A 14,582-nucleotide genomic window follows, 5' to 3' on the forward strand; every position below is an offset into this window, starting at 1 on the left:
TTTGAAGGTCAGTAGTTCAATTGGTAGAGCGTCGGTCTCCAAAACCGAATGTTGGGGGTTCGAGTCCCTCCTGACCTGCCATCATTTTTTCTTAAAAGACGCTTGATGTCGGCAAATCTAGTCATATAATAAGTCGCGAAACCTACGACGAGTACAAAAATGTCGAATGATAAATCACGTGACGCAATGAGCGGCGCGGCAATTCCCCAAAGAAATAATTCTGCTGTAGATGTAAAAACTGGTTCTCCATTGGACATTGTTCTATGGGTTATCGCCTTGATTTTATTGGTGGGTGCAATGATGGTAAATCAATATTTGCCAGCGTACTGGGCACCGGCGAATGATATTTGGGTTCGTGTTGGGGTGATTTTGGCTTGTATCGTGGGCGCTTTAGGTTTATTATACGCCACCCATCAAGGCAAAGGCTTTGTTCGACTGCTGAAAGACGCACGAATTGAGCTCCGTCGAGTGACCTGGCCTACCAAACAAGAGACAGTGACCACCTCATGGCATGTTCTTGTTGTTGTTGTCATTGCAGCCGTTGTTTTATGGTGTTTTGACTACGTATTAGGCTGGTTAATGAAGTTTATTATCGGGTAAGAGAGCTATGAAACGTTGGTACATTATTCATGCCTATTCTGGTTATGAAAAACAAGTGATGCGTTCGCTTAATGATCGAATCCAGCGTAGCGCTGTTGCCGATAGCTTTGGTGAAGTCCTGGTCCCTACTGAAGAAGTAGTGGAAATGAAGGATGGCAAGAAACGTAAATCAGAGCGTAAGTTCTTCCCAGGCTATGTATTGGTCGAAATGGAAATGAACGATGAAACCTGGCACATTGTTAAAGAATGTCCAAAAGTATTAGGTTTCATTGGGGGTACGGCAGAAAAGCCGGCACCAATTACGCAAAAAGAAGCTGATGCGATTCTTGCGCGTGTACGCAATACTGGTGAAGCACCTCGTCCTAAGACGATGTTTGAACCAGGCGAAGAATTACTCGTAATTGACGGTCCATTCACAGACTTTAAAGGTGTGGTGGAAGAGGTTCAGTACGAAAAGTCACGCTTAACGCTGACAATCAACGTATTTAACCGACCAACTCAGGTTGAATTGGAATTTCGCCAAGTCGAAAAAACAATCTAATCGGTATTGGTTGAAAACGCCCGATTTGTTGAAGGATCGGGCATTGTTGTTGTAACGGTTATCGTTACGTAGAATCATTGGGGAGCCTAGCGGCGTTTGCACCCAGAGGTAATTTGAAATGGCTAAGAAGATTGACGGCTATATCAAGCTGCAAGTTCCAGCTGGTAAAGCGAATCCATCTCCACCGATTGGTCCTGCACTGGGTCAACGTGGTGTTAACATCATGGCATTCTGTAAAGAATTCAACGCTGCTACTCAAAAGCTTGAAGCTGGTCTGCCAATCCCAGTAGTGATCACTGTGTACAACGACAAGTCGTTCACTTTCATCATGAAAACTCCACCTGCTGCGATTCTTCTTAAGAAAGCTGCTGGTATCCAAAAAGGTTCAGCTGTACCTAACAAAACTAAAGTTGGTAAGTTGACTCGTGCTCAGTTAGAAGAAATTGCGACTACTAAAGAACCAGATCTTACTGGTGCTGATTTAGACGCACGTGTTCGTACCATCGCTGGTTCTGCACGTTCTATGGGCTTGGAAGTGGAGCTATAAGACATGGCAAAGTTAACTAAACGTCAAAAAGCCATTGCTGCTGCTATTGAAGCGCAAAAAGTTTACACTTTAGAAGAAGCTGTAGAAGTTCTTACTAACCTTCCAGCTGCGAAATTCAAAGAATCTTTGGATATCGCTGTTAATCTAGGTGTTGACCCTCGTAAATCTGATCAGGTTGTTCGTGGCGCGACTACTCTTCCTGCAGGTACTGGTAAAACTGTACGTGTAGCTGTATTCGCTCAAGGCGCTGCTGCAGAAGCTGCTAAAGCTGAAGGCGCAGACGTTGTTGGTTTCGACGATCTTGCTGAAAGCATCCAAGCGGGTAACCTTGATTTCGACGTAGTTATTGCTGCTCCAGATGCAATGCGCGTTGTAGGTAAACTTGGTACGATTCTTGGTCCACGTGGCTTAATGCCAAACCCTAAAGTGGGTACTGTAACTCCTGACGTTGCTACTGCAGTTAAAAATGCAAAAGCTGGTCAAGCACGTTACCGTGTAGATAAAGCGGGTATCATCCACGCTGCGATCGGTCAAGTAGGTTTCTCTGCTGAAGCTGTTCGTCAAAACGTTGAAGCTCTTGTAGCTGACCTTAAGAAAGCAAAACCTGCTACTTCTAAAGGTATTTACATCCAAAAGATCACTCTAAGCTCTACTATGGGTCCTGGTCTGATCGTTGATGTTCAAAACGTTTCTAAATAAGTTTTAAACTTATACAGAATTTTAAAGCCCTGAGTGAAAATCAAAGCGCTGCTTTGATTTTCACGCAAGAAACGCTCCGTCTCTTGTGAACTTAGGCAGACTTTGAATTGATAAATGAGAATTTATCAGCGTCAAAGACCTCAGGCGAGGGGAGTTTTATGCTCTTCTCTTAATAGTCCAGCCTGCGTAGACGCGGTGGTGTGATTTGTTCATCCTCCGCGTGTAGGTCCAGTGATGGACTTGCGAATTGGGAGTGTACTTCTTTGAAGTACATAAATCACCGTTAGGAGGTTTTACAATGGCTCTTCTTATTGAAGGCAAAAAACAGATCGTAGCTGAAGTTGCTGAAGTTGCTTCTACTGCATTTGCCGCTGTTGTTGCTGACTACCAAGGTTTAACAGTTGAGCAGTTAACTGCTCTACGTGTTGAAGCTCGTAAACTAGGTGTTCACACACGTATCGTGCGTAACACTTTGGCTAAACGTGCTCTTCAAGATACTCAATTCAATATCTTGAACGACAACCTTGTTGGCCCAACAATCTTAGCTTTCTCGACTTCTGAAGACGACATGGGTGCAGCTGCACGCTTGTTCGAAGAATTCGCAAAAACTAACAAAGCATTTGAACTTAAAGCTGCTGCATTTGATGGCAAGGTTTATCAAGGTGCTGAAGTTAGCGTGATTGCGAATCTTCCGAACCAAGAAAAAGCGCTTACTATGCTTGCAAACGTTCTTCAAGCTCCTATTTCGAAATTGGGTCGCCTTATTACTGCGCTCAAAGAGAAAAACGAGTCAGAAGCTGCTTAAGCTTAAATTTATTTCCACACCATTCAATTTCCATTTGGAGTTATTCTCATGGCTTTAACTAACGAAGAAATCCTAAACGCAGTTGCAGAAAAAACTGTTCTTGAACTTGTTGAACTAATCTCTGCTTTCGAAGAGAAATTCAACGTATCTGCTGCTGCTGTAGCTGTTGCTGCTGCTCCAGGCGCTGCTGCTGCTGCTGAAGAACAATCAGAATTCAACGTTGAGTTGACTTCTTTCGGTGCGAACAAAGTTGCTGTAATTAAAGCAGTTCGTGAAGCTACTGGCCTTGGCTTGAAAGAAGCTAAAGACATGGTTGAAGGCGCACCTGCTGTTCTTAAAGAAGGCGTTTCTAAAGAAGAAGGCGAAGAGCTTAAGAAGAAACTTGAAGAAGCTGGTGCTACAGTTACTCTTAAGTAATTTCTTAAGGGAGTCGGTTTTTTTATAATCGGCTCCAAAAATTGGCTGATGGCTCTTGGGTCATCAGCCTTTTTGCGTTACAATAATCGGCTCGATTTTTGTTTGCATGATAGAAATTCATACAAATTTAAAAAACAAACATAATTGATCAAATGCTTACCAATATTTTTGCAGTAAAAAATATTGTTAAGCGTTTTAATACCACTAAAAATTGCAGCATTTGTAAAGAGTGGTGGCCATATCGGCCAGCGTAATTCCTTCTGAGCCCGTTCTGCAGGCGGGCTTAGTTTACACTTTCCGAGGACTCCAGATGGCATACTCATATACCGAAAAGAAACGGATCCGTAAGAATTTTGGTAAATTGCCTAGCGTTATGGATGCTCCGTACTTGCTTTCGATTCAAGTCGACTCGTACAGAACATTCTTACAAGATGGCAAATCACCAAAAAACCGCGAAGATATCGGTCTCCAAGCCGCATTTCGTTCAGTTTTTCCTATTGAAAGTTATTCTGGCAATGCTGCTTTAGAATTTGTTGAGTATAGTCTTGGTAAGCCTGAGTTTGATGTACGCGAATGTATTCTTCGTGGCTCAACTTATGCAGCACCAATGCGCGTTAAAATTCGTTTGATCCTTAAAGATCGTGAAACGAAATCGATCAAAGACGTACGTGAACAAGAAGTCTATATGGGCGAAATGCCATTGATGACGGATAACGGTACTTTCGTAATTAACGGTACCGAGCGTGTAATCGTATCTCAATTACACCGTTCACCAGGCGTATTCTTTGACCACGATAAAGGTAAAACTCACTCAAGTGGTAAAGTCCTTTATTCTGCGCGTATCATTCCTTACCGTGGTTCATGGTTAGACTTTGAATTCGATGCCAAAGACCTGGTCTACGTACGTATTGACCGTCGTCGTAAATTGCTTGCGACTGTGGTACTTCGTGCATTGGGTTATAACAACGAACAAATTCTGAACATGTTCTATGAGAAAGTGCCTGTATATCTTGATATGGGTAGCTATCAGATTGACCTTGTTCCAGAACGCCTGCGTGGTGAAATGGCACAATTTGATATTGCTGATAAAGACGGCAAGATCATTGTTGAGCAAGGTAAACGTATTAACGCACGTCACGTACGTCAAATGGAAGCTTCAGGTCTTGAAAAACTTGCAGTGCCTGATGAATACCTGTACGAACGTATCACTGCTGAAGACATCCAGTTAAAAGATGGCGATGTGATCGCGGCCAATACTGTATTAAGTCATGAAATCATGGTGAAAATTGCAGAAGGCGGCGTGAAGCAGTTTAACTTGCTGTTCACAAATGACATCGACCGTGGTTCATTCATCGCGGATACATTGCGTGCCGATACGACGACAGGTCGTGAAGAAGCATTGGTAGAAATCTACAAAGTAATGCGTCCAGGCGAGCCACCAACAAAAGAAGCTGCTGAAAACCTATTCAACAACCTGTTCTTCTCTTCTGAGCGTTATGACTTGTCGCCAGTCGGCCGTATGAAGTTCAACCGTCGTTTGGGTCGTCCTTACGAAGTGGGTACAGACCAGAAGTCACGTGAAGTTGAAGGTATCCTCTCGAACGACGATATCACTGATGTATTGAAAACATTAGTTGAAATTCGTAACGGTAAGGGTGAAGTCGACGATATCGATCACTTAGGTAACCGTCGTGTTCGTTCAGTTGGTGAAATGACTGAAAACCAATTCCGTGTGGGTCTGGTTCGTGTAGAACGTGCGGTTAAAGAACGTCTATCACAGGCTGAAACTGATAACCTGTCTCCGCAAGATTTAATCAATGCGAAGCCAGTGGCTGCTGCAATCAAGGAATTCTTTGGTTCAAGCCAGTTATCTCAGTTCATGGACCAAAACAACCCATTGTCTGAAATCACTCACAAGCGTCGTGTATCAGCGCTTGGGCCTGGTGGTTTGACGCGTGAACGTGCTGGCTTCGAAGTACGTGACGTACATCAAACTCACTACGGTCGTGTTTGTCCAATTGAAACGCCTGAAGGTCCAAACATTGGTTTGATCAACTCGCTTTCTGTATATGCAAAATGTAACAACTTTGGTTTCTTAGAAACGCCTTACCGTAAAGTTGTTGATGGTCGTGTAACGGATGAAGTTGAATACCTGTCTGCAATCGAAGAAGTAGGTACTGTTATCGCACAGGCCGACTCTGCAATCGATAAAGATGGCAACCTGACTGAAGAATTCGTATCTGTACGTCACCAAGGTGAATTCGTACGTATTCCACCAGAAAAAGTGACGCATATGGATGTATCTGCTCAGCAGGTGGTATCTGTAGCTGCATCACTGATTCCGTTCCTTGAACACGATGATGCGAACCGTGCATTGATGGGTTCAAACATGCAACGTCAGGCAGTTCCTACGTTAATCGCTGACAAGCCACTGGTTGGTACCGGTATGGAAGCGAACGTAGCACATGACTCTGGTGTATGTGTGATCGCGAAACGTGGTGGCCGTATTGAATATGTAGACGCTTCTCGTGTCGTGATTCGTGTCAACGAAGACGAAATGGTTGCGGGCGAAGCAGGTGTAGATATCTACAACCTGATCAAATACACACGTTCTAACCAGAACACTTGTATCAACCAGAAAGTTCTTGTGAACATGGGCGATAAAGTGGGTCGCGGTGACGTTCTTGCTGATGGTCCATCGACTGATGGCGGTGAACTGGCACTGGGTCAAAACATGCGCGTAGCATTCATGACCTGGAACGGTTACAACTATGAAGACTCGATCTTGTTATCTGAGCGTGTACTTCAGGAAGACCGTTTAACGTCTATCCACATCCAGGAACTTTCATGTGTTGCACGTGATACCAAACTGGGTGCTGAAGAAATTACTGCCGATATCCCGAACGTGGGTGAAGCTGCTCTGTCTAAACTGGATGAGTCTGGTATCGTTTATATCGGTGCTGAAGTGACTGCTGGTGACATCCTGGTAGGTAAAGTAACGCCTAAAGGTGAAACACAACTTACTCCGGAAGAAAAATTGCTACGTGCAATCTTCGGTGAAAAAGCAGCTGACGTAAAAGACTCTTCTTTACGTGTTCCATCGGGTACTAAAGGTACCGTGATTGACGTTCAAGTGTTTACACGTGATGGTCTTGAAAAAGATGAACGTGCGCAAGCAATTGAAAAAGCTCAGCTTGATGCTTACCGTAAAGACTTGAAAGAAGAATACAAAATCTTTGAAGAAGCAGCACGTGAACGTATTGTTCGTCTGTTGAAAGGTCAGGAATCTAACGGTGGTGGCACAACTAAACGCGGTGACAAACTGTCTGAAGACGTTCTGTCTGGTTTAGAGCTTGTTGATCTGTTAGACATCCAACCAGTAGATGAAGCAATCGCTGAGCGTTTAACGCAAATTCAAGTTTTCTTGAAAGAGAAGAGCCTTGAAATTGATGAGAAATTTGCTGAGAAGAAACGCAAATTATCTACAGGCGATGAACTTACAACTGGCGTACTGAAAGTTGTTAAGGTTTATCTAGCGGTTAAACGTCGTATCCAGCCTGGTGATAAGATGGCGGGTCGTCACGGTAACAAGGGTGTTGTATCTAACATCTTGCCGGTAGAAGACATGCCGCACGATGCAAACGGTGTACCTGTTGATATCGTATTGAACCCGCTAGGCGTACCGTCACGTATGAACGTGGGTCAGATTCTTGAAACTCACTTGGGTATGGCGGCGAAAGGTCTTGGCGACAAAATTGACAAGATGCTTCAAGAGCAACGTACGGTACTTGAGCTTCGTGAATTCTTAGACAAGATTTACAACAAAGTAGGCGGCGAGCAAGAAGATCTTGATAGCCTGACTGATGATGAAATCTTGGCATTGTCTGGTAACTTGCGTAAAGGTGTTCCTTTGGCAACTCCAGTATTCGACGGTGCTGAAGAATCGCAAATCAAAGAATTGTTAGAGCTTGGTGGCATTTCACGTACTGGTCAAACAGTATTGTATGATGGCCGTACTGGTGAACGTTTCGACCGTCCGGTAACTGTAGGTTACATGTACATGCTGAAACTGAACCACTTGGTTGACGACAAGATGCATGCGCGTTCTACTGGTTCTTACTCTCTGGTAACGCAACAGCCGCTTGGTGGTAAAGCACAATTCGGTGGTCAGCGTTTCGGTGAGATGGAAGTCTGGGCACTTGAAGCATACGGTGCAGCATATACGCTTCAAGAAATGCTTACTGTGAAGTCGGATGACGTTGAAGGTCGTACCCGTATCTATAAGAACATTGTAGATGGTAACCATTATATGGACCCAGGTATGCCTGAATCGTTCAACGTATTGACCAAAGAGATCCGTTCTTTAGGTATCAACATTGAACTGAAAAATGGTGACTAAGAAATCTCCCCCGACCCCTCTTTGAGAAAGAGGGGAGAAGTCCCCCCCCTTTTTTAAAGGGGGATTTAGGGGGATTTAGGGGGATTCTTAAAATTCCCAAATTTCAGTAAAAAACAATATTTGTGACCCAGTTGTTGAGTGAAAATCTCCACAACACACGGAGAAAAAAATTGAAAGACTTGCTCGATATCATGCGCAAAAAGACGGATTCAGACGGTCATGCTCCAGTAGAGTTTGATCGCATCCGTATTGGTCTTGCGTCACCAGAAATGATTAAGTCGTGGTCTCATGGTGAAGTTAAAAAGCCTGAAACCATCAACTACCGTACATTCAAGCCAGAACGTGATGGTTTATTCTGTGCCAAAATCTTTGGTCCAGTAAAAGATTACGAATGCTTGTGTGGTAAATACAAGCGTATGAAATACAAAGGCGTCATTTGTGAAAAATGTGGCGTTGAAGTAACAACTGCAAAAGTTCGTCGTGAACGTATGGGTCACATCGAGCTGGCTTCTCCAGTTGCACACATCTGGTTCCTGAAATCACTACCTAGCCGTATTGGTCTTCTTCTAGACATGACGCTACGTGATATCGAACGCGTATTGTATTTCGAATCTTACGTTGTAACCGATCCTGGTATGACTCCATTTGAGAAATACCAGCTTCTAAATGATGAAGAATACTTCAATGCCTTAGAAGAACACGGTGACGAATTCACAGCGAAAATGGGCGCGGAAGCAGTTCAGGACTTGTTGAAAGACATCGATCTTGAAGCCGAAATTTCTCGCCTGCGTGAAGAGATTCCTGTAACGACTTCTGAAACTAAGTTGAAAAAAGCGTCTAAGCGTTTGAAACTTATGGAAGCGTTCAAAGAATCGAATAACAAGCCAGAATGGATGGTAATGAACGTACTTCCAGTACTTCCACCAGATCTTCGCCCGCTTGTGCCACTTGAAGGTGGTCGTTTCGCGACTTCTGATTTGAACGACCTTTACCGTCGTGTGATCAACCGTAACAACCGTTTGAAGCGTCTTCTTGACCTTGCAGCGCCAGACATTATCGTACGTAACGAAAAACGTATGCTTCAAGAGTCTGTGGATGCATTGTTAGACAACGGTCGTCGTGGTCGTGCAATTACCGGTTCGAACAAACGTCCGCTTAAATCTTTGGCAGACATGATCAAAGGTAAACAAGGTCGTTTCCGTCAAAACTTACTTGGTAAGCGTGTTGACTACTCGGGTCGTTCGGTAATTACTGTAGGTCCAAACTTACGTCTTCACCAATGTGGTCTTCCGAAGAAAATGGCGCTTGAACTGTTCAAGCCGTTCATCTTTGCGAAATTACAAGCATCTGGCCAAGCGACTACCATTAAAGCTGCGAAGAAAATGGTTGAGCGTGAGACTCCAGAAGTTTGGGACGTACTTGCATCTGTGATCCGTCAGCATCCAGTGATGTTGAACCGTGCGCCAACACTTCACCGTCTAGGTCTTCAAGCGTTTGAACCTATCCTGATTGAAGGTAAAGCGATCCGTCTTCACCCGTTAGTTTGTGCGGCATTTAACGCCGACTTCGACGGTGACCAAATGGCGGTACACGTACCATTAACACTTGAAGCTCAGTTAGAAGCTCGTGCGTTAATGATGTCAACTAACAATATCTTGTCTCCAGCGAATGGTGAACCAATTATCGTACCGTCTCAGGACGTTGTGTTGGGCTTGTATTACATCACACGTGATGCAATCAATGCCAAAGGTGAAGGCATGGTGTTCGCGGATACTCACGAAGTAAACCGTGCACTTGCAACTGGTCAGGTTGATCTACACGCTCGCGTGAAAGCACGTGTACACCAAACTGTGATTGATGAAGATGGCAACCGTCGTCAAGAAACCATCATTGTTGATACAACCCCTGGTCGTTGTCTGCTTTGGGAAGTTGTTCCTGAGGGTATGGACTTCCAGCAAATTAACGTTGAGATGACCAAAAAGAACATCTCGAAGTTAATCAACTCTTGCTACCGTAAATTGGGTCTGAAAGATACGGTTATCTTCGCTGACCAGTTGATGTACCTAGGCTTCCGTCAAGCGACACGCTCTGGTGTATCTGTTGGTATGGAAGACATGCTGATTCCACCAAACAAACAGGCGATTATTGGTAAAGCTGAAGCTGAAGTTCGTGAAATCGAACAACAGTTCGAACAAGGTTTCGTGACTGCCGGCGAACGTTATAACAAAGTTGTCGATATCTGGGCACGTACCAACGACCAGGTAGCGAAAGCGATGATGGACAACTTGTCTTACACGACTGTTAAGAACAAACAGGGTGAAGATGAGAAACAGAAATCATTCAACAGCATCTACATGATGTCTGACTCCGGTGCCCGTGGTTCCGCAGCTCAGATTCGTCAGTTGGCTGGTATGCGTGGTCTGATGGCGAAGCCAGATGGCTCGATCATTGAAACGCCTATTAAAGCAAACTTCCGTGAAGGTCTGACAGTACTTCAGTACTTCATTTCAACACACGGTGCGCGTAAAGGTTTGGCCGATACAGCACTGAAAACTGCGAACTCTGGTTACTTGACTCGTCGTCTGGTAGACGTTGCGCAAGACTTGGTCATCACTGAGCCAGATTGTGGTACTTATGAAGGTCTTGTAATGACTCCGTTCATTCAAGGCGGTGACGTGATCGAGAACCTGGGTACTCGAGTACTGGGTCGTGTCGTTGCTGAAGAAGTTAAGAAAGTGGGTACAGACGAAGTTCTTCTTCCTCGTAACACGTTAATTGACGAGAAACTGGCTACGTTCATTGAAAACGCGGGTATTGACGAAATCAAAGTACGTTCAGTTGTAAACTGTGCCTCTACTTTCGGTGTATGTGCGAAATGTTACGGTCGTGATTTGGCACGTGGTCATCAAGTGAACCCTGGTGAATCTGTGGGTGTAATGGCTGCTCAATCAATTGGTGAGCCAGGTACCCAGTTAACCATGCGTACGTTCCACGTGGGTGGTGCTGCGAGCCGAACTTCTGCTGCAAACAGCGTACAAGTTCGTAACAAAGGTACTGTACGTTTCCACAATGTGAAAACTGTACAACACGCGAAAGGTCACTTGGTATCAACTTCACGTTCAGGTGAAATCGGTATTGCAGATGATCTAGGTCGTGAGCGTGAACGTTACAAGATCCCTTACGGTGCGTCTATTCTGCTGAAAGATGGCGAATCTGTAGAGGCTGGCGGTATCGTGGCGACTTGGGATCCGCATACACATCCACTGGTAACAGAAGTAGCTGGTAAAGTTCGCTTCAGCCAGATTGCTGATGGTGTAACTGCAACATCGAAAACTGATGATGCAACTGGTATGACGACTGTTGAGATCTTGCCTGTTACAGCGCGTCCTGCTTCTGGTAAAGATTTACGTCCTGCTGTTGTGCTTGACACAGTAGATGGTGGCGAACAGTTCTACTTCTTGCCACAAAACACAATTCTTTCTGTCCGTGATGGCGAAACAATTGGCGTGGGTGATGTAATCGGTCGTGTACCACAAGAATCTTCACGTACGCGTGATATTACCGGTGGTCTGCCGCGTGTAGCTGACTTGTTCGAAGCACGTAAGCCGAAAGAACATGCGATCCTTGCAGAAGTGTCTGGTATCGTAAGCTTCGGTAAAGAGACCAAAGGTAAGAACCGTCTGGTAATTACTCCGGATGATGGTTCAGAGATCTACGAAGAACTGATTCCGAAATGGCGTACCATTAACGTGTTCGAAGGCGAACATGTGAACCGTGGTGAAACTATTTCTGATGGTCCACAGAACCCGCATGACATCTTACGTCTGAAAGGTGAAGTGGCGTTGACCAATTACATCGTGAATGAAGTTCAGGACGTTTACCGTCTGCAAGGTGTAAAAATCAACGATAAGCACATCGAAGTGATCGTACGTCAAATGTTGCGTAAAGTTGAAATCACTGATGGTGGTGATTCTAGCTTCATCAAAGGCGAACAGGTGGATTACATCCGCGTTGCTCAAGAGAACCAAGCATTGCTTGCTCAGAACAAGTTCCCTGCGAAGTTTGAACGTCAATTGATGGGTATTACCAAAGCGTCACTTTCTACTGACTCGTTCATCTCTGCTGCATCGTTCCAGGAAACAACTCGTGTGTTAACTGAAGCGGCTGTAACAGGTAAAGAAGATGATCTACGCGGTCTGAAAGAAAACGTAGTTGTAGGTCGTCTGATCCCAGCGGGTACAGGTCTGGCTTACCACTTGGAGCGTCGTCGTCAAGAAGCAGAAGCTGCAGAATTTGAACTGCATAATGACTTCTCTGATGTAGACCAAGCGCTTAGCCAAGCATTTAATGATGAGTTTAACGGTCTGTAATCAGACACTTTAAATCAGAAAAAGCCACCTTCGGGTGGCTTTTTTTATTGCTGGATGTTGTCAAGCCAGCGACTTTAAACAATGATTTGAAATCAAACCCTAAAATATGCCAGTATTTCTGAGGAAAACATAAACTTAAATGGGAACAATAAGATGAAAAATTTAGCAATCTCAGTTGTACTACTGCTAGCACTCGGTTTGACAGCGTGTTCTAAAGATCAAGCAGAAAATACAGCACCTGGCGACACTACAGCCGCGGATGAAACTGAAGTTGTAGATCAAGCAGCTGCAAATGAAGAAGCTCAACCTTTGGATGCGGCACCATTAGAAACAGATGACGTTGCAACATCAGAAGCTGTTACTCAATAAAGTAAAACAAGCTTTACATCTATTTAGACACTGGTCATTGCTACTTATTAATCCATACCGATGATCTGTAGTATAAGCGCCGCTTGTTAAGCTCGGTACTTATTTTTTATTGAGAGGGAAAAATGCGTTCTATAAGTAAAAAATTAGCGGTTACCACATTGTTCGTAGTCTCAACTGTTTCATTTGCAGCACCTATGCCAAATACTATTATAGTTGAAGATAAAGCTGTGGTTCCTGTACTAAAAACTGAAGTGCTGCGTCGGGTAGAAGGACAGCAACCTGTACGTCATGTTGAAGCCACGATTCTGGAAATCACCAATAAAGGCAAGGATATTGTTGCTAAAGAAGTGGTATTTGATGACACTCTGGGGCAGTTCTCAGATAAAAAACTGTCAATTCCAGTGATTCAAAAGGGGGGCGTGATTGTTCCCACCTCTAAAATTGAATTCAATACGACATTGAAGCAGGACGGTGAAATCCTCCAGCAAACCAGAACTATTGATGCTGAAGGTATCGAGTTTAAAAAAGATCAGGCTGAACCTGTAAAACGTACTCTACAATTGCAGCAACATACTGGTACGGATAAAACCAAGGTAACGCATACCGTGATGACTGAAGATGGTGCAACCTCTCATGATTTGCTGATGGTAGATACTGCGGAATAAACTTAAAAGATCCAATTTCATGTGCTATTTACAAAATAGCGTAGGGGAGTTTCAAGATTTAACATCTCGTTATAAATCGCTCCTTAAATTCCGGTTACTCTTAACTCATAAGACAGAGGAATCGAACAGGGAGCTGGATCATGAAAAAGTTAATTGGCGTAGTGGCTGCGGTGACAGTTTCAACCTTTATGTTAGCAGGTTGTGAAAATATGTCTGCCCGTGATCAACGTGTAGGTGCTGCAGCACTCGGTGGCGCAGTCGGTGGTGGTGTGGGTAATAGTGTCGGCGGTGGCTGGGGTTCTGCTATTGGTGGTGGTGCCGGTGCCGCTGTCGGAAGTAAAACCCAAGGTGGCTCTAACCGCAATGCAACCTACAGTGGAGTAGGCGGCGCTGTTGGCTCAGCCGTTGGTAAGAGTATTTTTGGTGGTAACGCTGGTGCAGCAATCGGTGGTGCGATCGGCGGTGGTGCAGGCGCGGCGATTGAGCAACGACGTTAATCACAGCCCTATCTGGTATTAATATATAAAAGCGCCTGTACAGGCGCTTTTATTTTGTTGATCCAATTTCTATTTATTTTTAAAGAGAGCCTTAGGTTTTTTACGACGGATATATATGGTCTTTTTTACCTCTGCAATACGCACACCTGAATCATCATAAATATCGACCTGATAGTTACGATAGACAGGAGCATGATCAGCCGCCAAATTCATAATAGTTTTCACTTCTTCAGCATCAATGCGTATGTCTGCATACACGGTTCCGCGGCCTGGGGAGAGGAACTGGATGGTCGCTTCTTTATCCCAGACAATATATTTTGGTCCCAGATGATGCATCAGGAGCAGCATGTAAAAGGGATCGACCATGGAATACAGGCTACCCCCAAAATGTACGCCGACAATATTCTGGTTTTTACGAGTCAGTGGCATTTTCACGCGAATATGATAATTGGCATAATCCAGTTCATCAATTTCGATACCCGCTCCACGATACGGTGCATAACGGTTTAAGATAAATTTAGTGACCAAAGGCAGGCTTTGAATTTTACGTAATAGGCTCATACTGACATTCTTTTTTCTTGTATAGCTATGCATACTAGAACAACAAAATTGTGATGGCATTGATAAATCATGCCGAGTTATAAAATAAACGGTCAATAACAATAAAGGAAGA

At 44.2% G+C, this 14,582-nt stretch carries 12 protein-coding genes and 1 tRNA gene; 12 read left to right on the forward strand and 1 reads right to left on the reverse strand.

Annotated elements, in window-relative coordinates:
• The first annotated feature begins 5 nt into the window (after positions 1-5).
• The 12 genes from F899_RS02550 (at position 6) to F899_RS02605 (ending at position 13,909) form a co-directional block, all read left to right on the forward strand.
• Positions 6-81: transfer RNA gene (locus tag F899_RS02550), tRNA-Trp, on the forward strand.
• Positions 82-159: 78 nt separating this feature from the next.
• Positions 160-600 carry a preprotein translocase subunit SecE gene (gene secE / locus F899_RS02555; RefSeq protein WP_005220709.1) on the forward strand — a complete coding sequence of 147 codons (441 nt, stop codon included), beginning with the start codon at positions 160-162 and terminating at the stop codon, positions 598-600.
• A 7-nt stretch (positions 601-607) separates the two neighbouring features.
• A complete protein-coding gene (nusG, locus tag F899_RS02560) occupies positions 608-1,141 on the forward strand; it encodes a transcription termination/antitermination protein NusG (RefSeq protein ID WP_004813568.1) in 534 nt (177 codons plus the stop codon).
• Between the two features lie 118 nt (positions 1,142-1,259).
• Complete coding sequence (rplK, locus tag F899_RS02565) at positions 1,260-1,688, forward strand: 50S ribosomal protein L11 (RefSeq protein WP_004813566.1); 429 nt, start codon at positions 1,260-1,262, stop codon at positions 1,686-1,688.
• A 3-nt stretch (positions 1,689-1,691) separates the two neighbouring features.
• A complete protein-coding gene (gene rplA, locus F899_RS02570; protein ID WP_004813564.1) occupies positions 1,692-2,387 on the forward strand; it encodes a 50S ribosomal protein L1 in 696 nt (231 codons plus the stop codon).
• Positions 2,388-2,685: 298 nt separating this feature from the next.
• Entirely contained in the window at positions 2,686-3,192 is a 507-nt protein-coding gene (gene rplJ / locus F899_RS02575) for a 50S ribosomal protein L10 (protein WP_004813562.1), read from the forward strand.
• 48 nt (positions 3,193-3,240) lie between these two features.
• On the forward strand, positions 3,241-3,609 hold the full coding sequence (gene rplL, locus F899_RS02580; RefSeq protein ID WP_004813560.1) for a 50S ribosomal protein L7/L12: 369 nt from the start codon (positions 3,241-3,243) through the stop codon (positions 3,607-3,609).
• Between the two features lie 310 nt (positions 3,610-3,919).
• A complete protein-coding gene (gene rpoB, locus F899_RS02585) occupies positions 3,920-8,008 on the forward strand; it encodes a DNA-directed RNA polymerase subunit beta (protein ID WP_005220712.1) in 4,089 nt (1,362 codons plus the stop codon).
• Between the two features lie 170 nt (positions 8,009-8,178).
• Positions 8,179-12,378 carry a DNA-directed RNA polymerase subunit beta' gene (gene rpoC, locus F899_RS02590; RefSeq protein ID WP_005220718.1) on the forward strand — a complete coding sequence of 1,400 codons (4,200 nt, stop codon included), beginning with the start codon at positions 8,179-8,181 and terminating at the stop codon, positions 12,376-12,378.
• Between the two features lie 153 nt (positions 12,379-12,531).
• Positions 12,532-12,747: a hypothetical protein gene (locus F899_RS02595; RefSeq protein WP_005220719.1), complete on the forward strand. Its 216-nt coding sequence runs from the start codon at positions 12,532-12,534 to the stop codon at positions 12,745-12,747.
• A gap of 122 nt (positions 12,748-12,869) precedes the next feature.
• A complete protein-coding gene (locus F899_RS02600) occupies positions 12,870-13,412 on the forward strand; it encodes a hypothetical protein (RefSeq protein WP_005220720.1) in 543 nt (180 codons plus the stop codon).
• A gap of 140 nt (positions 13,413-13,552) precedes the next feature.
• Entirely contained in the window at positions 13,553-13,909 is a 357-nt protein-coding gene (locus F899_RS02605; RefSeq protein WP_004813553.1) for a hypothetical protein, read from the forward strand.
• A 69-nt stretch (positions 13,910-13,978) separates the two neighbouring features.
• Here F899_RS02605 and F899_RS02610 read toward each other — a convergent pair whose 3' ends face one another.
• On the reverse strand, positions 13,979-14,470 hold the full coding sequence (locus F899_RS02610; protein ID WP_205681844.1) for a DUF4442 domain-containing protein: 492 nt from the start codon (positions 14,468-14,470) through the stop codon (positions 13,979-13,981).
• Between the last annotated feature and the right edge of the window lie 112 nt (positions 14,471-14,582).

It is taken from the genome of Acinetobacter sp. CIP 101934, assembly GCF_000369585.1.
Classification (GTDB): Bacteria; Pseudomonadota; Gammaproteobacteria; order Pseudomonadales; family Moraxellaceae; genus Acinetobacter; species Acinetobacter schindleri.